This window comes from Paenibacillus baekrokdamisoli (genome assembly GCF_003945345.1).
Classification (GTDB): Bacteria; Bacillota; Bacilli; order Paenibacillales; family Paenibacillaceae; genus Paenibacillus_Z; species Paenibacillus_Z baekrokdamisoli.
Map to the genome: position 1 here is coordinate 6341366 of NZ_AP019308.1, position 21504 is coordinate 6362869.

Annotated in this window: 14 protein-coding genes; all 14 read left to right on the plus strand. The window is 45.8% G+C overall.

The features are described from left to right. Positions 1–55: 55 nt before the first annotated feature. The 14 genes from EKN16_RS27830 to EKN16_RS27890 all read left to right on the plus strand — a co-directional run bounded on the left by EKN16_RS27830 (position 56) and on the right by EKN16_RS27890 (position 21492). Positions 56–994, plus strand: a complete 939-nt coding sequence (locus tag EKN16_RS27830; RefSeq protein ID WP_125666747.1) for a carbohydrate ABC transporter permease — start codon at positions 56–58, stop codon at positions 992–994. 24 nt (positions 995–1018) lie between these two features. Beyond that, on the plus strand, positions 1019–1855 hold the full coding sequence (locus tag EKN16_RS27835) for a carbohydrate ABC transporter permease (RefSeq protein ID WP_125664339.1): 837 nt from the start codon (positions 1019–1021) through the stop codon (positions 1853–1855). A gap of 30 nt (positions 1856–1885) precedes the next feature. Beyond that, positions 1886–7342, plus strand: coding sequence for a DUF4838 domain-containing protein (locus EKN16_RS27840; RefSeq protein WP_125664341.1), 5457 nt, complete (start codon positions 1886–1888; stop codon positions 7340–7342). Positions 7343–7449: 107 nt separating this feature from the next. Next, positions 7450–8652, plus strand: coding sequence for a Gfo/Idh/MocA family protein (locus EKN16_RS27845; protein ID WP_164523020.1), 1203 nt, complete (start codon positions 7450–7452; stop codon positions 8650–8652). Between the two features lie 254 nt (positions 8653–8906). After that, positions 8907–10541 (plus strand): response regulator, encoded by a 1635-nt coding sequence (locus EKN16_RS27850; RefSeq protein ID WP_125664345.1) that lies wholly within the window; start codon positions 8907–8909, stop codon positions 10539–10541. A gap of 34 nt (positions 10542–10575) precedes the next feature. Continuing rightward, positions 10576–12282: a sensor histidine kinase gene (locus tag EKN16_RS27855; protein WP_164523021.1), complete on the plus strand. Its 1707-nt coding sequence runs from the start codon at positions 10576–10578 to the stop codon at positions 12280–12282. 150 nt (positions 12283–12432) lie between these two features. Next, on the plus strand, positions 12433–13353 hold the full coding sequence (locus tag EKN16_RS27860) for an ABC transporter permease (protein WP_125664349.1): 921 nt from the start codon (positions 12433–12435) through the stop codon (positions 13351–13353). Between the two features lie 12 nt (positions 13354–13365). Further along, the gene (locus EKN16_RS27865) at positions 13366–14259 is read left to right on the plus strand and encodes a carbohydrate ABC transporter permease (protein WP_125664351.1); all 894 of its coding nucleotides are present in this window, start codon (positions 13366–13368) and stop codon (positions 14257–14259) included. A 226-nt stretch (positions 14260–14485) separates the two neighbouring features. Beyond that, positions 14486–14659: a hypothetical protein gene (locus EKN16_RS32520; RefSeq protein WP_221226821.1), complete on the plus strand. Its 174-nt coding sequence runs from the start codon at positions 14486–14488 to the stop codon at positions 14657–14659. Between the two features lie 2 nt (positions 14660–14661). Continuing rightward, positions 14662–16428: a sensor histidine kinase gene (locus tag EKN16_RS27870; protein WP_164523023.1), complete on the plus strand. Its 1767-nt coding sequence runs from the start codon at positions 14662–14664 to the stop codon at positions 16426–16428. Beyond that, the gene (locus EKN16_RS27875) at positions 16421–17467 is read left to right on the plus strand and encodes a response regulator transcription factor (RefSeq protein ID WP_125664355.1); all 1047 of its coding nucleotides are present in this window, start codon (positions 16421–16423) and stop codon (positions 17465–17467) included. Before EKN16_RS27870 ends, EKN16_RS27875 begins: the two co-directional genes overlap by 8 nt. Positions 17468–17680: 213 nt before the next feature. Next, positions 17681–18676: a DUF1861 family protein gene (locus EKN16_RS27880; protein ID WP_125664357.1), complete on the plus strand. Its 996-nt coding sequence runs from the start codon at positions 17681–17683 to the stop codon at positions 18674–18676. A gap of 30 nt (positions 18677–18706) precedes the next feature. Continuing rightward, positions 18707–19870 carry a glycoside hydrolase family 130 protein gene (locus tag EKN16_RS27885; protein WP_125664358.1) on the plus strand — a complete coding sequence of 388 codons (1164 nt, stop codon included), beginning with the start codon at positions 18707–18709 and terminating at the stop codon, positions 19868–19870. 236 nt (positions 19871–20106) lie between these two features. Beyond that, positions 20107–21492, plus strand: coding sequence for a UDP-N-acetylmuramoyl-tripeptide--D-alanyl-D-alanine ligase (locus EKN16_RS27890; RefSeq protein ID WP_125666749.1), 1386 nt, complete (start codon positions 20107–20109; stop codon positions 21490–21492). Positions 21493–21504 lie beyond the last annotated feature (12 nt).

Genomic DNA, 21504 nt, shown 5'->3' on the forward strand with positions numbered 1-21504 from the left:
GCTGATGCTTCAGCGCTCCGGGAATATCAAAGGGGGCGATATCACTTTGGAAGAAATGTCTGTACCGATCACGAATGCCGGTCATCCTAGACGTAGTTGGCAGCAAAAGACGAAATTTCAAAAACGACTGTTTATTTTGATGGCAACTACCCCCGCTTTCGGAGGATATATCCTGTTTACGTTATACCCGAATCTGCTTACCATTTATTATTCGCTGCTCGATTGGGATGGAATTAAAGAGCCTGTATTTGTCGGTTTTCAAAATTTCATCAATATGTTTCAGGACCAATACGTATGGCGGGCGTTATGGCATAACGTGCTGTTCATGGTTACCATTCCTCCTCTGGTCATTTTCATTTCACTGATTCTTGCCTATTTGATGGCCAATAAGAAATACCGATTCAATTCGATTTATAAAGTGCTGTTTTTCTTCCCAAATGTGCTTTCTACGGTTGCAATTTCCTTGCTATGGGCTTTTGTGTACGATGGGACCTTCGGATTATTGAATGCCGGACTGCGGCTGATTGGGATTGACGTCGGGAATTTCTACTGGCTGGGTGAGCAAGAAACGGCTTTATGGGCGACCATTCCGCCAGCTGTCTGGGGAGGAGTCGGGTTCTATTTCGTCATTTTCATGAACGCGATTAGCACAATTCCGAAATCATTATATGAATCAGCCATACTCGAAGGGGCAAGCCATACGACCCGGCTGTTCCGCATAACGCTTCCGCTCATCATGCCGATTATTCGTGTATCCGCGATTTTTCTCATTCTGGGCGTGTTTAAGGGATTCGAGAACATCTTAATTTTAACGAACGGCGGACCTTCGGGTTCAACCGATGTCATTGGGTTATATATGTTTAATAACGCATTCGGTACCGGAACTCACAATTATGGTTATGCATCTGCGATTGGCATGTTCTTGTTCGTTATTCTCGTGCTGGCGAAGCTGGTGATTGATAAACTTACAGCGAATCGGGATGCCGAGTATTAGAAGGAAGGAATAGGAGGAAAAACAGTGAAAGAGAAAAGAACGATCGTCGATGCCTGGTGGAACATCATTCTCCTGATCTGGTCAGTGTCGATCCTGTTTCCTTTGATCTGGGTATTCTATGAATCGCTGAAGACGAATCAGGAGTTTTTCCAGGGTGTATGGGAACTGCCGAAAAAGATGAACTGGATCAATTATCAAGACGCATGGAGTGAATACGGAATCGGCAAGTCGCTGATCAATACGATTTATTATGTAGGAGTAAGCTTGGTGATCGGCACTTTCTTAACGGCTATCAACGCTTATGTGTTAACCCGTTTGGAGTTTAGAGGACGGAAGCTGATGTGGGCTGTTATCATGCTGTCGCTATTCCTTCCCGGCATTAACGCTTTGGTGCCGCAATATATTCTCATGCGGGATATGCATTTAACGAATAGTCTAACAGGACTGATTATTCTGGACAGCTTCAGTGAGAGCGCTTTCTTTCTTATGATGCTGGGTGGATTTATGCAGTCCCTGCCGAAGGAACTCGAAGAAAGTGGAGCCATTGACGGTGCTTCTATCTTTCAGATTTTCTTCCGTATCATTATGCCGCTGTCAACGGCCGGTATGGTGACGGTGGCGATTTTCAAACTTCTCGGCTTGTATAACAATTTTCTAGGGCCATTCATTTACTTGGGCGATCCGGCGAAGTATACGATCGGTGTCGCCATGTATCAGGCAAGTCAAATTATGCAGTACAAATCAGACTGGGTCACTTTATTCGCTGGACTTATGCTCACGATGATTCCTCTCGTCATTATGTATATTTTTCTGCAGCGCAGAATTATGGAGGGAGCTACATTGGGAGCCGTGAAAGGATAAAAAGCTCGAAACCAAGGAGGCAATGAAAAGATGAGGACAAGTCTACGCTTCAGGAGAGTTATATCAATAATCATGATTGTCTGCCTATTCCTATCATCACTCAGCTCAGCTTATGCTGCTTCAACCTCTTCAAATGATCCGAATAGCGAAAACGCCGAACGAACAGAGCAAAAGTCTTCCGATGTTACCGGTCATTGGGCGGAGAAGCAATTACGGGAATGGATGCTCAAAGGATTGATTAAAGGTTATGGTGACGGTAATGTAAAGCCTGATCAACCTGTTACTAGAGGCGAGTTTATTGCTCTTGTCAATCGCTCCTTCAATCTTACCGATGAGGCTGATGTCCGTTTTAGCGATTTGTTGACAACGGATTGGGATTACAAAGAGGTCGCTAAAGCCGTTAAAGCAGACTACATCAAAGGTTATGCAGATGGAACGATTCGCACGAACGATAAAATAAGCCGGCAAGAAGCAGCGGTTATTGCAGCCCGCTTGCTGAAGCTTGACCTTCAGGGAAGCGGCAGTGAGGCGGAACATTTTAAAGACTTTGTGGATATTGCGGTATGGAGCCAGGATGCCGTCGGAGCAATCGCTTCCATGGGCATTATGGTCGGGTTCGCCAATGAGAGCTTTCGACCCCTTGCATTCATTACGCGTGCAGAAGCTGTTGTAGCGTTGGACCGTACCCTTACGGCCCGGAGTCCGATCACCTATGACAAGGCTGGAACTTATGGCCCCAGTACGGGGGTTCAGACAATCCATCGGGATGTCGTGGTTAACACGGCTGGCGTTACGCTGCAGAATATGAAAATCACCGGCAGCCTGCTTTTGGCTGAAGGAATCGGTGAGGGCGATGTTTCCCTGAAAAACGTGACAGTTGAAGGGGTAACGACCGTTCAAGGCGGCGGTTCCAACAGCATTCACTTGGTAAATAGCGTGCTGCATACCATCATTGTAAGCAAGAAAGGCAGTACAGTCCGGATCGTTGTGGAAGGATCGACAACTGTCGCAACGGTTATTCTGCAGTCCTCCGCTGTCTTAGAGGAAGCAAACGTTACAGGAGACGGGTTTACTAACGCGAAGCTGAGTGCTGAACTACCACCGGACTCCAAGGTATTGCTGCTCGGTACTTGGATGAATGTGGATGTTGAAGCCCGCAAAATCAGCATTGAAATACCGCGGGGAACTGTTCATCAGCTCCACGTGTCCGATAAGGCAGAAGGCATGAACCTGAACCTCGGCAAGGATGCTGTTATCGATTCTCTGATATTAGACGCTGTCATTCGGGCAATCGGCCAAGGTAAAATCGTGACAGCAATCATTAGCAATAACGCAAAGGATTCAACATTTGAGAAACAGCCTGAGAAAAAGGAAGGTCCTGGGGCCGCTACTTCCCCGACCTCTTCTTCAAATCCAACAACTCCACCGCAGCCAGTTACACGGCCTTCCATTGTCAAAGATGGTGCGGCCAATGCGGTAGTCATCGTTGCACAAGATGCAAGTAAGCGAACCTCTGCGGCAGCGGGCACGCTTGTCCAGTATATAGCCAAGTCAACTGGTGCTGCACTTCCAGTTATGACGGAAGCCGAATTTAACACGATGAAAGGAACAAATAGCGATTTAGTACGCATCTATGTGGGTACGACCGCTTCGGACGGCGACACGCATATAGCTGGCAAGCTTACCGATTTGCTTGAAGATGGTTACGTCATCCATCCGCACGGGAAGAGCGTGACCATTATCGGACCTACCGATATCGGAACGGAATATGGCGTCGATGAATTCCTTGAACGTTATGTAGGTGTAAGATGGCTTATGCCAGGTATAGACGGTGAAGATGTGCCGAAGCTTGCGAATCTGTCGGTGCCTGCCCAGGACGTGCGCGAACAACCGGCATACTTGTCCCGCGTGATGTATCCTCTTCAATATGTTGATTTGGCCGGCAGCAATCCGACCATCCATGAATGGGGAGTACACAACAGGCTGCGACTTCAGAACAGCGGTTACGAACATAACGTATGGCAAATGTTCCCGCCGAGTGAATACTTAGCAGCACATCCCGACTATTATTCACAAAAAAATGGAGTGCCTTATATTCCCGGCGTTAACTGGGGCTGGCAGCCCTGCTACAGCAACCCGGATACGGTTCAAGTGGCCGTGGATTGGATTGTGAACTATTTCAATAGTCATCCGAACGAACCGTCTGTATCGCTCGCGGTCAATGACAATGGTTCATTTTGCGAGGAAAATCCAAATCATCCGAACTACACGGATAAGCAGAATTCACTTGGTCTGACTGACATGTCGGATATTTATTATAAATGGGTGAATGAAGTCGTCGAGAAAGTGCTTGCACATGAAGGACTTCAGGATAAATGGTTCGGCTTACTTGCCTATCAGGAAGTATATGATCCGCCTTCTTTTTCACTGAACAAACGTGTCGTTCCGTACTTGACTAAGGACAGGATGGCCTGGAGCGACCCTGATGTTCTAGCGAAAGATCAAGCGGTTATGGCAGCATGGAATAAGAGAGCGGCCCATATCGGATTCTACGATTACACATACGGAGTACCGTATGCGCTGCCACGTGTTTACAATAATGTAATGGCAGATATGTTCCAGTATGGCAAGGACAATAACGCGATTGCTTATTTCTCGGAGCTATTTCCAAACGTAGGAGAGGGGCCGAAAATATGGCTAATGGCCAAGCTCCTATGGAATCCCGATCAGAATGTCAACGCCTTGCTAAGCGAGTGGTACACGCGTGCGGTCGGCGCTGACGCTGCGCCGTATTTGAAGGCCTACTATGATCATTGGAACGACTTCTGGGAAAATCGAATCAAACAATCAGGGTGGTTCGAGGGACGGAAGAACACAACGTACTTAAATTTCACCTCGTCATCCTATCTGTCGCTCGTGACCGATGAAGAGATCGCGCAGAGCCGAGTCTGGCTGGAAACAGCGCTGGAAAAGGCAGTGACGGCTCAGCAAAAGAAACGGGCGAGCTTATTGCTTCGCGCATTCGAGTATTATGAAGCGTCGGCGCTGAGCTATCCGAAGGCGGTTGGGCCGCTGAACAATGATACTAAAGCGCTCGAATTGCTTAATGATGCTGTCAATTTCGAGCATAAAATGGCATACGCCCAAAAGAGGCAGACACTGCTCGCTGAGTACGCGGACGATCCTGTCTTGAAACATAATCAATACGTTGATATGAATGCCTATAAAATGTTATGGTCCGGACTGAATGCAGACGCATTCTGGAAGTTGGTTGCCTATATCAAAGCGGATCAGTCGACTACACACTTGGTCCGGGATAAGGTGGATGAATATGCTTCGACGGGGCAGTCGCCATCCATTCGCAACTATGCGAAATTATTACTTCGAGCCGTAAATGAAGGGCCGAATAATTTGAATGCCTCCTTCGAAGAGGCTTCAGAAACCGACAATGGCAAAGTGACAGCCAAAAACTGGGATGCAAATATTCTGAATTATGGAAAATTTGAACGAAAAGTATATTCTGACCAATCGGACAAAGACAAAGTTACCTCGGGAAGTGCGAGTATCTATGTGAAGAATTTCTATTACGGCGACATCAATCAGACCGTCTCCGCTCAAGCTGGATTAGTTATTGCCCGGCTCAAATATTTTGTCTCCAAAGACATCGTATCCCTCGGCGATATATGGCTGGAGCTGAACCTGCTTGATAAGGACGGCAATAAGCTGGCGACATTAAAGAGTGAACAGCAGCCCTTCAGCAATTCTATGGGACGATGGGAAACCATTCAAATCATGGATGTCATTCCAAGCAAGGTGAACGGGGTAGCAGTCGAAAGCGTTAGCATGTCGGCTACCGTAAACGGGTTTTTCGAGGGCGGGACATTGTACCTGGACGATTTCGAGCTCTATCAAGCGAATGAGCCAAGTGAAGTGCCGCTGCTGGCTTCGGCTGAAGCCGAGAATGGTACACTGCGGATAAAATTTAGTGAGGCGCTGGAACAAGGGCCGCTTGCTCGAGATTTTACAGTGGAACGGGCGGATAACGGGGAGAAGGTAACCCCGACCGATGTAAAGTGGGATCCTGCGACGCATACGGCTACGCTGACTGTGCCGACATTGTCTCCGGAGCCATGGGAGCAAAGTGTCGTTTATGAAATCACTTACGGCAGCAAAGACCTCATCCGCACGAATGCCGTTGCTGTCGCTCGGAAGGAAGGATATACATCGGTTTTTACCAACTCTTCCTTCGAGCAGTGGACAGAAGGGGCTCCTAACGGCTGGTGGTTCTGGGGCGCTGGCTTCGGGCTTTCGGATATTGTTAAGCGGAGCGGTCAGAACGGCGTTGTTCTGAACGGACAGAACAGTCCTGCCTCCTGCGTGGTTCAAGATTTGGCAACCATCAAACCCGGACATTATGTCGGGATGTTCAACTTCCTTACTTCGTCTCAGACAACGGGAACGTTGAAGTATTTGTTTGTACTAAAAGATGCGACGGGCAACACTATTTACGCTATCCCCACAACGGCTGCCGTGCCAGTGGCAAATTCGAACGGAAAGTGGACGACAGTGCCGGTGGAGTTTAACGTTGAATCGCAGTATAACGGCGTACCGGTGGCAAAAGCTCAATTGTGTATGCTTACAGAAAATATCCAAACAGGCGCAAAAGTCTATCTGGATGACGTGGAGTTATACCGCCAGAATGAGGTAATTCCGCCGGGGCCGGCTTCGGCTGAAGCCGAAAATGGCAAGCTGCGAGTCGTATTTAACAAGGCGCCTGAACAGGCACCGACCATTCAAGATTTCACGGTGGAACGGATGGACAACGGGGGCACGGCAACCCCCCCGAACGATGTAATGTGGGATGGCGCGACGCTTACGGCTACGCTGACTGTACCGACTTTGTTGCCGCTGCCATGGGAGCAAAGCGTTGTCTATGAAGTTCGTTACAAAGGCGGGGAAGCCATCGTTACGAATGCCGTAACCGTCGCGCGGCAGTTAGGCTACACATCGGTGTTGGCCAATTCTTCCTTCGAGCAGTGGACGAATGGGGCCCCTGATGGCTGGTGGTTTTGGGGCGATGGATACACGGTTTCGAATAACGTCAAGCGCAGCGGCCAGTACGGCGTTATTCTGTATGGACAGAACAGTTCTGGCTCCGCACCAGTTCAAAACTTGGAAAGTATAGTCCCCGGTCATTATGTCGGGGTGTTTCACTTCCTGACTTCGGCGCAGACAGCGGGAACGTTGACGTATTTTTTTGTACTAAAAGATGCGGCGGGCACGACTATTAAAGCCATCCCCGCAGTGGCCGTGCCAGTGGCAAATTCGAATGGCAAGTGGACGACAGTCTCGTTGGAGTTTGACATTGAATCGCAGTATAGCGGAAAAGATGTAAAAAGTGCCCAATTGTCGATCCTTACGGAAAATATCCCAATAGGGACACAAGTCTATTTTGATGACGTGGAGTTAATCCGCCAAATTCCATGAAAAGATAGGAATTAATATAGGTTATAACTGGTGAGTTATGCATGATTTGCATAACTCACCCTAATTCATTCAGCAGGCATCGATTCAAGATAGAAAGGGATGTTTACATGAGTAAGAATAAAATGGTTCGGTTAGCTGTCGTAGGCGGAGGGCGTGGAGGCACCTTTAGTAAAGTGCTAGGCAGCTTGGCCGATAAAGCTCAATTGGTTGCTGTTTGTGATCACGATGAGGCGGTGCTGCATCTATGGAAGGAAGAGTTTCCGGAAGTTCGGTCGTACGATAATTATGAGCGTTTATTGGATGATGAACAGGTCGACGCGGTATTTTTGGCAACACCGTTATTCATTCATGCCCGCCAAGCCATTCAGGCCTTGCAGGCTGGGAAGCACGTCATTAGCGAAGTCATTGCGATAACGACTTTGGAGGAAGGCTGGGAATTGATCGAAACCGTAGAGAAAACCGGCTTAACCTACATGATGGCGGAGAATTACTGTTTCATGCGTCCAAACATGATGATCAATAATATGGTGCAGCATGGCCTCTTTGGTGATCTCGTTCATGTAGAGGGCGGTTATATTCACGATGTTCGGAATCTTACTCATTATCCAGATGGGAAATTGACGTGGCGCGGCAATATGTTGAAAAATTACCGAGGTAATACATATCCAACACATTCGCTTGGACCTGTGGCTAAGTGGCTTGATCTTCATCGTAATGGAGAAGATCAATTTGACAGTCTAACCACATTCGTGTCTGAAGGCTTAGCAGGGCAAATCTATTACAAGGAGCTTTTCGGAGAGGAGCACCCGGGAGCAGGGCTCGATCATTGGCAGCAGGGTGATTCCGCAGTTACACTGATCCGCACGAAGAAGGGGAAGTTAATTACTTTACGCTATGATATACAATCGTCACGCCCGCACAATATGTTGCATTACGCTCTTCAAGGTACTAAAGGAGCATATCTTTCTCCCCGTCATCATAATGAAGATCCTCTGATTTGGTTGCAGGGACGGTCGCCAGGAATGTCCTCGGATGGTTCAGCAGAGTGGGAGCCGCTTTGGAATTATGCGGATGAATGGGAACATCCGTTGTGGCAAACCTGGGGCAGCGTTGCCGAGCAAGCCGGTCATGGAGGCGGTGATTTCTTTATCCTGCATGAGTTTGTATCGGCGATTCTGGACGGAACCAAACCAGCTGTTGATGTATACGATGCTGTCATGTGGAGCTCAGTATTCCCGCTATCCGTGCAATCGGCAGCAGCAGACGGGAAACCGGTAAAATTCGTAGATTTTTGGGGATCTAAATCATAATTAGTGCTTGCCAGCACGAAACAAAAGCGAAGCGGACGGAATCGTTCTGAAGAAGCGATAGCGTTCGCCTTTGTCTCCTTATTTCTACCCCTTAGGGATAGAATCAAGAAATAGGGAGACAACAGCGATCGTAAGAATGATCCGTCCGCATAGCGGGCTTCTACGCACAAGGCTTCGAATTTATCAACTTATTTTAGTGTTGAGCCTTTTTTGGAATGGTAAAAAATAAGCACCAATGACGGGGAGTTGAGCGAATGTTCTCCATCCTTATAGTTGATGATAATATTTCCGATAGAGTTGGAATCAAAAGGCTGATAGATTGGGAAGCTCTTAATATTGAAGTTATAGGCCTTGCGGTTGACGGACTAGAGGGATATCAACAGGCAGTCGAGCTGCTGCCTGACTTTATCCTGACGGATGTCTCTATGCCCGTATTAGATGGAATTAAGATGACTGAAAAGATTAAAGCCGAACTTCCGGATATAAAATTCATATTCATGAGCTGCTTTGATGACTTCGAATATTTAAAGGATGCCATCAGCCTTGAAGTGCACGGCTATATTCTAAAGCCGATAAATCTGGCAGAATTAACGAGCACGATCGAGAAGGTCATCAAGCTAAAGCAAGCAGAAATGGACAAAGTGCATGATGATCATATGCTAAGGAGACAAATCCAAGAGAGCATGCCGGTGCTTCAAGAGCAATTGATTAGAGACCTCTTATATGGAAAGTTAGACGGTGAAGAGGATATCAGGCACCGGATGGCCTATTTGGGGATGGATTTTGCGGATAAATGCTACTCGGTGCTATTCCTGCAAATCGACAATTACGACTTGCTCTATGCGGACATTACGGTGGAAAACAAGCATTTCATGATTTATCGCGTGCAGCAATGCGTCGAAGAGACGATCATGCTTGAAATGCACGGTTACGTAACCAATCAGCAGAACAATAGCTTGGCTATTATTCTTATCCTAGACCTAGCAGAGCGTGCTGATGCGATAAATCAAATCGTTAATAGAGCTAACCAATGCAAGGAGTATGTTAAGGATAAATTAGATCTACCGATTACAATTGGGATAAGCGATCTTTCCACTAGTATCATGCTGCTTCCCAAAGCGTTTGAATCCGCGCAATACGCAGTAACCTCGAAGTTTTTCAGCAGTGGAAACAGGATCATAATGGCAAACGAAGTACAGGAACCCGAGCGAGAGTTTCAATATAACATTCTGGAAATTAAGAGCAAGCTTGACTGGATGATCGAAAGCGGACAATCGCAGGATATTATTACTTTCATTGATCATCTTTTTAATACGGAGCTGCATTATCCCCCTGCGTTTATCAAGAGTCTTACCTATTCCATTATTAACGTCGTGCAAACCTATCTGATAGAGAGAAATGAGAGCTTCGGCAGCATCTTCGGAGATGATCTGATCGTATGGAGCAAGCTTCAGAAATTTGAAACGATAACCGACATCAAACAATGGATGATTCAAATTATCGATACGGTCAGAAATTTTTTCGCAAAAGTAGACAGCGGACGGTATCAGAAAATTGTTGACGATATTAAATGGATTATTGAAGAACGTTATGCGGAAATCGAAAATGTTGGTCAAATCGTCAGCTCGCTTTATATTAGCAGCAGCCATGCGAATCTTATCTTCAAGCAGCAAACGGGGCATACCATATTCGACTACTTGATTATCAAGCGAATGGAAGCTGCGAAGCAGATGCTGCAGGACCCGTATATTAAAATATATGAAATCGCAGAGAAAACGGGTTACAAAACAGCCTCCTATTTTGCTGCTGTATTCAAAGAGTACACGGGCTTAACCTCTAAGCAGTACAGGGACAATACTCGGTCTGAGAGGTTGCGGCAGCATGATTAAAGAGAAGATCCGTTCCTTTCTTCCCGCCTCGACCATGAACAACCAGATTTTCAAAAACTTAATTATTTTCACCAGCATTCCGATCATACTTATTTCAATCTATGTTTGCTTCTATACGTATCAGAAGAACAAGGGGGAATATTTAGACGCGATCGGGATCCGGCTAAATGAGAGCAAAAATTTAATTGATGAGCTATTAGTTAAATATATTGATAAAAGCAGCTATATGATTACGAATCAGAAATTGATCAAGAACCTTCAAAAAAACTACGGCAATGATCTGGAGCAAATGATATATTTCTTCGAGGACACCGATGCGATGATCGGCGAGCCCTATTATGAAGACATTCGAAGCCCTTTCATTATTCATGCCGACAATGAGACCTTATTTGATGGCAAGTTTATTGATAAACTGACGAATATAGAATCGAATGACTTTATTGAAGAAGCCAAGAAATCACCCACCACGGAGATTATATGGAAGTCGGACCTAACCGTGAAAGATGATCAACGTTATCTGACTTTCTACCGGAATATCGTTGATTTCAAAACCTCCATTGGCATTCTTGAGGTTAACATCCCCTACAACATCGTGGCTTTGAAAATGGACATGATTGGGGTTCCTGATAGGGGATTGATCCTATCCGTAAACAAAGACGGAGATATTCTGCATCTCAACAATCAAACTCAACTGGAGATCCCGAATCTGCAATCAATCTCCCAGAAGGACTATTTTATCGTTAGCAGCAGCTTAAAGGATGGGAATCAAATCATAGTTGCCATCCCGAAGATGGAAGTTAATAAGAAAACATTCCGAACCATTATGTTGGTAGTCGGTTTTTTCATGATTTATATTTTCGTGATGCTGCTCGCTTCCAAAACGACCGCGCATCGGATTACGGGGAACTTGGAAAATTTCATTAACAAAATCAAGCGTAACGATCAGCTCCTACTCAATGAGGAGTTGATTCAAATTACGGGAACAGACGATGTGTCGATCATCAAACTTAAATTAAAAGAGCTTGTTAGCCGCTTGAATGAAATCCATAAAGAGATGGTAACCGTTAAGCTGGAAAAAAGCTCTTTGGAAATCGAGCTGCTGCAATCCAGAATCAATCCCCATCTTCTCTATAACTCCTTATCGGTTATTAATTGGACAGCTTTATGGAACAAAGATCATAAAACGGTTGAGATTATTGATGCCATGACGAAATATTATCGAATTGCCCTGAGCAAAGGGAATAGCCTGATCAGCGTAGCCTCAGAGCTGGAAATGATTAAAGAATACGTGAAAATTAATGTCATTGCGCATTCTGTAGACTACCAATTGGTCCTTGATATCGAGGAAGAGATATTAGGTTTCTATACGTCCAAGCACCTCATTCAGCCGGTTGTTGAAAACGCGATTCTGCATGGGCTTAACGGGAAAAGTGAAAATGCGATCGTGACGATTAAAGGATACCTTGCCCTACCCGATATCGTCTTCGAAATTAGCGATAATGGGCGCGGTATGGGGCCGGAAAGCATTAACGACATTATGAACTTGAATTTCACGGCGAGCTTCGGGGGATACGGAATCAAGAATGTTATCAAGCGAATCCAAGCTTATTACGGGAACAACCACGGGATAGCCATCGAAAGTGAAGTGGGAAAAGGCACAAAAGTAACGATCCGAATAGAAGCGTTAAACGAGGCTGAGCTAAATGAGAGAAGAGAGTTCAGGACGTTCGATGCGAGCTGAATATTAATTTTAACGCCGTCTGCGCATGCACAGATGGCGTTTTTTAATAAGCAAATTTTGATAGATTTAAGCAATCTGTTGACTTAATCGTACTCCTACCCCTTTGTATAATGAATATATGATAACTCGCAGAGAGGGGAACAAGGCAAAATGCAGAACCAACTTACGTTATCCCAGCGAATAAGACGAAATAAGTTCCTCTATTTACTGATTTCAGGGGCAGTGCTGTGGACGATTATTTTTTGTTACGTGCCGATGATCGGTATCGTGATGTCATTTCAGGATTTCAATATTTTTAAGGGGATGTTCGGTAGTCCCTTCGTCGGATTTAAGCAGTTTGACGTTATTTTCTCAGATCCGGTATTTGCCAAAGCGGTCGTAAACACCCTCTATTATAACTCTATTATTCTGATTATCGGCTTTCCGTTTCCAATTATCCTTGCGCTGCTATTCAATGAATTAAGAGGAAGATTCTTTAAGCGATTCGTGCAAACCGTCAGTTATTTACCTTACTTCCTGTCCTGGATTTCGGTCGTCGCCTTGTTCTACGCCTTCTTCGAAATGAGCGGACCTTTTAATGACCTGAAAGAGTTTTTGGCCGGGCATGAAATCGAGCGAACGAACATTTTGATGGACCCTGATAATTTCGTAGCCATCCTATTCGGATCTCATCTCTGGAAGAACATCGGGTGGTCATCCGTTATATTCCTCGCCGCGATCGCGGGGATTGACTCTCAATTATATGAAGCTGCCAAGATCGACGGTTGTGGGCGCTGGAAGCAAATGATTCATATTACGCTCCCAGGCATTATGCCTACGGCGATGATTATCTTCATCCTTTCGTCCGGCAGCCTTGTCTCTTCGAATTTCGAACAGGTTTACGGATTTCAGAATTTATACACCATGGAACAAACGCAGGTGGTCAACACGTTGGTTTACCAGCTTGGCATTCAGCAGGGGAATTATTCCTTGGCAACGGCATTCGGTTTGGCACAAGGCATCGTCTCGTTCTTGATCGTATATGGGGTCAACTGGATTTCCAAAAAAACAAGTCAAGTCGGAATATGGTAAAGGAGAGAGCTCATGAGAACAAGTTTTGGAGAAAAGGCATTTCGGCTGTTTAATATCGTATTCATGATCTTTCTCTGCGTCATTACATTGTACCCATACCTGAATCAGCTGGCCGTTTCTCTTAACGACGGACAAGATACCATTTTCGGTGGCATCACGGTGTTTCCGCGGGAATTTACTTGGAGCAATTATGAAACCGTTTTCTCGAATAGCAGCTTTGTAGGCTCGCTCATCATTTCGGGAGGAAGGGTACTGCTCGGAACCTTGCTCGGATTGATTCTGATTACGGGCGCGGCTTATGCGTTGACGAGGAAAAACTTGCCGGGGAGAAATTTCCTGATCATCTTTCTCATTATTCCTACGTTCATTTCGGGTGGACTTATCCCGCTTTATTTTCTATACAGGTATCTACACCTGATGAATAATTTCTTGATTTATGTTCTACCGATGGGCTTCGTATTCTTCTATATGATCATCATAAGGACTTATATCCAATCGCTTCCTAGCGGCCTTGAAGAAGCAGCGATTATCGACGGGGCAAACGAAATTCAGATTTTGAGGAAAATCATTATTCCATTGTCCATGCCCGTAATGGCCACCGTTATATTGTGGTTGGCTGTGACCCATTGGAATGATTGGACCACTTCCCTCTATTTTGTGACCAAGAAGGATTTGTACACCTTGCAGTTCGTCATGTACAAGGTGATCAAGGAAGCGGAACTGGTCAACGAGCTTGCGGTAACGCAGGCGAGAATGGGTGGCGGGAGCAATCAAGCGGTTACCGTCACTCCCGAATCGATCAAGGCAGCGACGATCATCGTAGCGACTTTTCCGATCGTTGCGCTGTACCCGTTCCTTCAGAAGTACTTCATCCAAGGCGTAATGATCGGAGCCATTAAAGAGTAGGAAGCAAGTGAGGCGACCTGTTCCTTGAGGATAGACTGCCATGACCACTATCCAATCCCCCTATTATTTTGCTCCGATAGGGGGAGTAATTTGTTCTGCAGCAGGAGGATGCAAGAGAACATCCGTAAATGGATAAATGCTCCTGTATCTCCTTGTTTTCAATCGAGGATACAATAAAGTCAGAGAGAATGGGTAGAGCGCTGCCAGATCGGGTTTGATCGGTAAGATGAAGGCTGAAGCAAGATCCATGTCATGCGAGCAGGTATTTATCCTGCTCGCATTTGGTGTTTACCCCGGTATTCCAGCCTTAACAGCCCATCTAGATCGTTCTGAGACAGGTATCAATCATGGTATAATGGGTCAATCTGGCGTCGTTTTTCTTGTGAAGGGATGGTTATAGCAATGGACAGCATGGGAGCCGGCAGCCGCCGATGGAGAAACGTGATCTGGCCGGATACACTCAAAGGCCGCCTTATTATTCTATTAATCGTTGTCAGTATTACCCCGATCGCCTTGATTGGCTTCACGTCTTATTATTGGATGTACAAGGTGCAGCTGGAGAAGATCAGTACGAATTACCAGTCGCTTGTCGATAACGAGAGAGAAGCGGTGGAGAAAGCACTCGCCAATCTTAGCAGTGTATCGCAGCTGCTCGTGGTCAATGGCGGATTGGGTGACGACGTGTTGGATTATTTGAACAGCACGGAGCCTGTGGACAAAACGGATTTGTTTCTGCGCATCGATAAGTCGCTGACCAACATTATCTACTCGAATCCGAGCGTAAATGGACTGTTCTTGTATCTCCCAGAGTATGAGAATGCGGTTCAATTTGAGTCCTCTCCCCTCAAGCCGGCTTTTAGCTTCAACAGGCTGGAGGATCACTCATTTAAGCTTCTCTATCAAGCGAATCTGCTTTCCTTCAACAGCCCTCATCCATCGGTATTAAAGGGACATGATGAAAGTGTTCTTTCTCTCATACGCAAAATCGATTACAGATCGAATCAAAGCTACTATATTTATTTGGAAACGAGATTTGGTGATCTCCTTCATACGTTTACGAATACCTTAATTGGCTCGCAAGTGAAGCAGCTGCTCACGGACAAGAACGGAACAGTCATGTTTAGCGAACTGACGCCGGAAATTCCGGAGGGTACCCAATTAAGTGCGAACGATGCCAGATTAGAGGCTTATAAACAATTCTCAGCCACAAGCAGTCAAGGCTGGATGCTGTACTTTCTTGTACCTCTGACCAGCTACGAGAAAGAAATGAACGCCTGGCAGATTCAATTCATCGGAGTGGCGATTCTATCACTAATTGTAACTGTGCTGGCTGCCTCCTATATATGGCGGATGGTCTATCGTCCCCTTCAGGGAATTAATAAGGAAATGAAGCGATTCAGCTATAAGCAGGACGAGCAATCCGCTTTAAAGACGAATTTGCAGGAATTTGATATCCTGTTCAGCAGCTTCCGAACGATGCGAGAGAAGATTGTCGAGCTCATATATGAAGTGGAATATAAGGAAAAGCGAAGAGGGGAGCTGGAGGTGGAGAAGCTGATGTCTCAGATCAATCCGCATTTTCTCCATAACTCCCTCAATACAATTCAATGGCTTGCTCGGGCAAATGGCCAGACGGAGATCGTTAATTTAGTGAAGGTATTTACACGTGTGCTGCATTATAACATGGCGAAGAGCAGCATGATTGTAACGATCCAAGAGGAAATTGGAGCTCTGTATGACTATATTGAACTTCAGAACGTAAGGTACGATCATCGTTTTAACGTCAAGGTAGAGACGGATCAGGAGATTAACGATATTCCCATTCCAAGGTTCGTCCTGCAGCCGCTTGTGGAAAATGCGCTCTATCATGGTTTGCTAAGTGAGCATGGCAATATCACCGTAACGATAGGCAAGGCCGCACATAACCGAGTTTATATTACGGTTGTCGATAGCGGGAAAGGCATGAGCGCAGAGAAAATCCAAGAGCTGGTGAATGGACAGGGTAATCGCCAATCAGGTCTAGGTATTGGACTTAATTATGTAAAGAAAATGCTGGAGGTATACTACGGGCATAATGCTGAGATGGTTATTGAAAGTATTATGGACGAAGGAACAACGATTACGATTGTCATACCGGATCAATTAACGGGGAGGGAAGCCGATGCTTAGAGTGATGATTGTCGAGGATGAGCCATTAGTCCGCAGAGGGATACTCAGCATGCTGCCATTTGCGCGTTTCGAAATGGAGCTTGCAGGTGAAGCAGAAACCGCCGAGGCGGCACTCAAATTGATCGAGCAAACACCAATTGATCTTGTGTTTACGGATATTTCCATGCCTGGCATGGGAGGTATTGAGCTGCTTCGGGTACTGAAAGAGAAGCATTCCCATATCCGTTCGGTGGTGCTGACCTGTCATCAGGATTTTGATTTCCTACAGCAGGCGTTGCGGCTCGGGGCGATTGATTACATTGTGAAGACCCAGCTAGACGATGATTCCGTCTTGGATTTGCTTAAGCGTATAGCCGATCAGTTCGCGCAAGCGGCTCGAGATGGCAAGCGAGAAGGAATAGCTGCGGCAGATACAACGGATCATGAAGCGTTTGCTCATCGATGGTGCGCTTTGAAATGGTTTGTCGATAAGAGTGAATACGAGACGATTATGGGTCTTTCACTTCATGGATTTCAGACCTTTGGCTTTAAAGCCATCCTTCAGCGTGCACAGGAGCAGTGGATTATTAGCTGCCCTTCCTTGGAAGAGCTGCAGTCCCTGAAGCCATTGCTGGACAGCAAAGAGTCGATGCCCGAGCTGAAGGAATGGATTGAGACGACTCGCCAGAAGGCAAGAACTCTGCTTCGCAATACGATGTACTCCGAGGAAGTTGTACAATCTATTATAACTTCAGTCGATATGCTTAATGATCATGCGGGCGATAAGCTAACCCAGACTGAAATCTGCAAAGCCATTAATATGAGTATTAGCTATTTCAGCAAAAGCTTCAAGGAAATCGTAGGCATCCCCTTTGTAGCCTTCGTACAGGATTTGAACATTAGACGCGCAAAGGCTTTGCTTGAATCCACCAATTATCCCGTTTATCAAATTTCAGAGCAATCCGGCTTCCATGATGAGAAGTACTTCGGCAAGATCTTCCGGCAAAAGACAGGCTGCTCTCCGAGTGAATATCGTCTGCTGTTCCGGGGAAATGCATAACTGAATCTGTGATGATAACCGACCTGCAGGAGTGAAGAGAAATTCTTCGCTGATGCGGTCGGTTTTTTTGTTGAGTCCTTCTATTAAAGGAGAAAAACCATCTTATTTCAATAAACCGGCTTGTAACGGGAAATTCCCAAGGCGTTCTATAATGAAGCTGATAAGATCCTGGAGTTAACGACATCAGTCTACTACCATCATGGAGGGAAGTTTATGGCACTTCAGCGGCAGACCAGTACTCAATCTTGCTCCGAACTCTTAGAGCAATTCGAGAACGTTTGTGCAAATCGGGATATCAGCAAACAACTAAACTCCAATAATCAAGCCAGCGCAAAGCACAGCAATCGAATTATTTTTGAAGATGTCGATGACAAGGATGTTTATAATATTACAGCCGCTTTTCTCGATCAGAATGATCTGATTATAGCAGGAAGGGTAGAAAGCCGTGATACCGAGCTCTCGCAGGTTATCTTCTTCCGGCAGGAGGGAGAAGCTTGGCGGCCTCATCCCCATTACCGGACCTATGAGCTGCAGGATCCCTTCATGACCCGCATAAAGGGAGAGCTTATCTTAGGTGGCGTTAGGGTCACTGCAGACCCGATGAATCCTAAGCATATCATTTCTTGGGTAACGGAAATGTATCGAGGCGCTAGTCTGGATACATTAAAGCTCTTCTTAACCGGACCTGAGCATATGAAGGATGTGCGGGTGGTAGAGCTTGCGGGCGGTGAAATCGGCGTGCTTACAAGGCCCCAGGGTGAGAAGGGCGGCAGGGGCAAGATTGGATTCTTTAAGACTAATAAGCTTGAGGCAATTACCGCACAGCAAATTAACGATGCGCCTGTCTTCCAGGATCAGTTTGTAGCGGAGGAATGGGGCGGAGCGAATGAGCCGCATCTGCTGGCGAATGGACTTATCGGTGTGCTCGGTCATATCGCTTCGTTTGATAGTGAGGGAGATCGGCATTATTATGCGATGACCTTTGCAATCAATCCCCAAACGATGGAGAAGACACCAATGAAGCTCATCGCACGCCGCAGCATTTTCCCAGAAGGACCCACGAAACGGCCCGACCTTGTCGATGTCATCTTCAGCGGTGGACTGGTTCGCAAAGAAGGCGGAATGGCAGCGCTCTATGTCGGTGCCAGCGATGCCGCGGCCTATGTGGCCGAAATTCCAGATCCTTTTCTGGAATATGAACAGCTTTAGTACCACCACATTTATTCGGGAGGCATTATAATGAGCGAGCAGTCAAATGAGCGTAAAATCTTTTTCGGAGATGGATTCTTTGAGTGGCAGCTGGGTGGCAAGGCCCATCATCAAGAGATGTACGAGGCAACACAATATAACGAGGAACGTTATTGGGGTGGATTCTCCAAAGCTCCGGTTGATCTGGATCATTACCAACTGCCGGATTGGGCGATCGGGCCGTTTCATAAATTCGAAGGTAATCCGATCTTCGCTCCTGCTGAAGAAGGCTGGGACAGAGGGCGCTTCGGTGGAGGCGTTCATAATGGAGCCGTTGTTCGAAAGGATGGCCAATTCTATTATATCTACCGCGGGGAAGAGCCGCTTCGGGAAGACTTTTGGGGTGGGCAGGAAGTAGGCAAGACCGATATGGGCAGCATTGATTACATCTGCGACATCGGAGTAGCCGTCAGTGAGGATGGCATTAACTTCGTTCGAATGAATGCTTATAACCCACTGTTCCGTCATGGAGAAGATGCAGACTTCAGCTTCGAGGATGTATGTGTTGTGAAGCATGAGGATACGTATTACCTTTACTGCAACAAGTGGGACTGGCGTGATCATAACAATCCGACTCGCAACGGGGTGTTCATGGCAACCTCGAAGGATTTGCTCCAGTGGGAGAAGGTCGGCTTTGCTTTCCCGGAAGCAGCCCGCATTCACCGCAATCCATGCGTGCTTCAGAACCCGGATAATGAAGCGGTAAGCATTAATGGCCAATTCGTTATGTACATTAATGATGGTCTAATCGCTTATTCTGATGATCTGCTTCATTGGGAATCTGAGGAGCTTAGTGAGTTCTGGCCGGGGGGAGAAGGCTGCTTCGCCGTAACGGATTATTCCGATGAGCATCCTGACCAAATCGTACTATTCACCGGCGGGCACCATACGGGGCATTTCTATGCAGTGGGCGAAGTACTGTTGTCTAAGGACAATCCGGGCAAGCCACTGGAATGGCTGCCTCGTCCTGTTCTCATTGCGGAAGAGAAGTATCCGTGGGAGAATGCACGAAGCGTGTCTAATCCGGATACAATCATCTCCTACTTCCGCGATTGTATCTTTTTTACCGGTATTACTCGTTATGAAGGCAAATGGATGGCATATTACGGGGGCAGTGAGGTGTACACTTGTCTGGCTATGGCGGATGTGAAGTGATCATCAGGATAATCATTCAATGACAAAGTTTCTGGTTTTCTAGGCAAATAAGCTGGATTAACGAAGAACTATAGTGGAGGAGCTGCAGCGATGCAGTTCCTCCTTTCTTTGATTAAAGCAACGGGAGGTTAGTGTAGAGAGAATTACCGTACTAATGCCTAGGATTAACTTAGAAGGAATATCCTTATTGATAGGGAACCATAATGATTAAGTTAAATATAAGAGGTGGTGTTTCAATGATTTGTCATAAGCTAAAAGTTATTGAACATATGGCTGAAGGAAGTGGGCTATCCGTTCTGCATGAGGATCTTTCAATTCAAGGAGTGTCCATTGATTCTCGAACAATAAAGACAGGAAATCTATTTGTCCCAATAATAAGACGATTAGATGGCCATGACTACGTGGAAGAGGCAATAGCAAAAGGGGCAACAGCATCTTTATGGCAAAAGGATCACCCGAACCCACCCATTCATTTTCCATTAATCTATGTAGATGATTGCTTAATAGCACTACAAACTCTTGCCACTAATTATCGAATTGAATTACCGATCAAAGTAATTGGAGTTACTGGCAGCAATGGCAAGACGACCACAAAAGACATGATAAATTCAGTGCTGGGAACAACATATCGAGTTCATAAGACAAAGGGGAATTTAAACAGCCAAATTGGCGTACCCTTGACCATATTAGAGGTAGATAAAAGCACAGATGTTGCAGTAATTGAGATGGGGATGAGTGAACGTGGGCAGATCGATCGACTCTCCCGTATAGCCCAGCCAGACATAGCTGTCATTACAATGATAGGTGTGTCTCACTTGTCGAGTCTTGGATCTCGGGAAGAAATTGCAACCGCGAAATTAGAAATTGTAAATGGAATGCAAGATGACGGGAAGCTCATCTACAATGGTGACGAACCACTTTTAATCAATGGACTTAAAGGAATAAACATCACGAAAACGATATCTGTAATTAGTTTTGGCGAAAGCAAGTCAAATGACTATAATGTTGCATCGATCGAAACGAACTCAGAAGGTTCCTTTTTTACAGTCGGTGACGATAAGTTCTATATACCGCTTCTTGGATCTCACAACATCTCAAATGCACTTGCCACAGTTGCTGTCGCATCAAACTTAGGTATAGGTCCAGCAAAAGTGGATGAGGGTTTTAGATCCTTGAAAATAACCAGCATGCGAATGGAGAAGATTATTTCCCCCTCGGGACTAACAATAATTAATGACGCGTGGAATGCAAGCCCGATCTCGATGACCGCTGCAATAAAAACCTTTGAAGAATTGACTGGTTTTTCAAGAAAATATTTAGTGTTAGGAGACATGCTTGAACTCGGTGAACAAGAGCTGGAATTTCATCGAGATATAGGGCGCAATATTGATCCCAGTAAAATTGATTATGTTTATACCGTCGGCACTCTCGGTAGGCATATTGCATTACAAGCGGAGAAGAGGTTTCCCAATGGCAGTGTCCAGGCGTTTCTGGACAAAGAAGAGTTAATGAAGGAATTAAAGAATAAGTTGATGCAAAACGATGCAATTCTGCTGAAGGGATCAAGGGGTATGCAATTGGAGACGATTCTGCCGATTTTATTTACGATGGAGATGACATGAATGAAGGGATTT

What these genes read in the sequence shown, in the direction of transcription:
- EKN16_RS27830 (WP_125666747.1), top strand. Translation starts at nt 56, where the DNA reads ATGTCTGTACCGATCACGAATGCCGGTCATCCTAGACGTAGTTGGCAG.
- EKN16_RS27840 (WP_125664341.1), top strand. Translation starts at nt 1,886, where the DNA reads ATGAGGACAAGTCTACGCTTCAGGAGAGTTATATCAATAATCATGATT.
- EKN16_RS27845 (WP_164523020.1), top strand. Translation starts at nt 7,450, where the DNA reads ATGAGTAAGAATAAAATGGTTCGGTTAGCTGTCGTAGGCGGAGGGCGT.
- EKN16_RS27850 (WP_125664345.1), top strand. Translation starts at nt 8,907, where the DNA reads ATGTTCTCCATCCTTATAGTTGATGATAATATTTCCGATAGAGTTGGA.
- EKN16_RS27855 (WP_164523021.1), top strand. Translation starts at nt 10,576, where the DNA reads ATGAACAACCAGATTTTCAAAAACTTAATTATTTTCACCAGCATTCCG.
- EKN16_RS27860 (WP_125664349.1), top strand. Translation starts at nt 12,433, where the DNA reads ATGCAGAACCAACTTACGTTATCCCAGCGAATAAGACGAAATAAGTTC.
- EKN16_RS27865 (WP_125664351.1), top strand. Translation starts at nt 13,366, where the DNA reads ATGAGAACAAGTTTTGGAGAAAAGGCATTTCGGCTGTTTAATATCGTA.
- EKN16_RS32520 (WP_221226821.1), top strand. Translation starts at nt 14,486, where the DNA reads ATGAAGGCTGAAGCAAGATCCATGTCATGCGAGCAGGTATTTATCCTG.
- EKN16_RS27870 (WP_164523023.1), top strand. Translation starts at nt 14,662, where the DNA reads ATGGACAGCATGGGAGCCGGCAGCCGCCGATGGAGAAACGTGATCTGG.
- EKN16_RS27875 (WP_125664355.1), top strand. Translation starts at nt 16,421, where the DNA reads ATGCTTAGAGTGATGATTGTCGAGGATGAGCCATTAGTCCGCAGAGGG.
- EKN16_RS27880 (WP_125664357.1), top strand. Translation starts at nt 17,681, where the DNA reads ATGGCACTTCAGCGGCAGACCAGTACTCAATCTTGCTCCGAACTCTTA.
- EKN16_RS27885 (WP_125664358.1), top strand. Translation starts at nt 18,707, where the DNA reads ATGAGCGAGCAGTCAAATGAGCGTAAAATCTTTTTCGGAGATGGATTC.
- EKN16_RS27890 (WP_125666749.1), top strand. Translation starts at nt 20,107, where the DNA reads ATGATTTGTCATAAGCTAAAAGTTATTGAACATATGGCTGAAGGAAGT.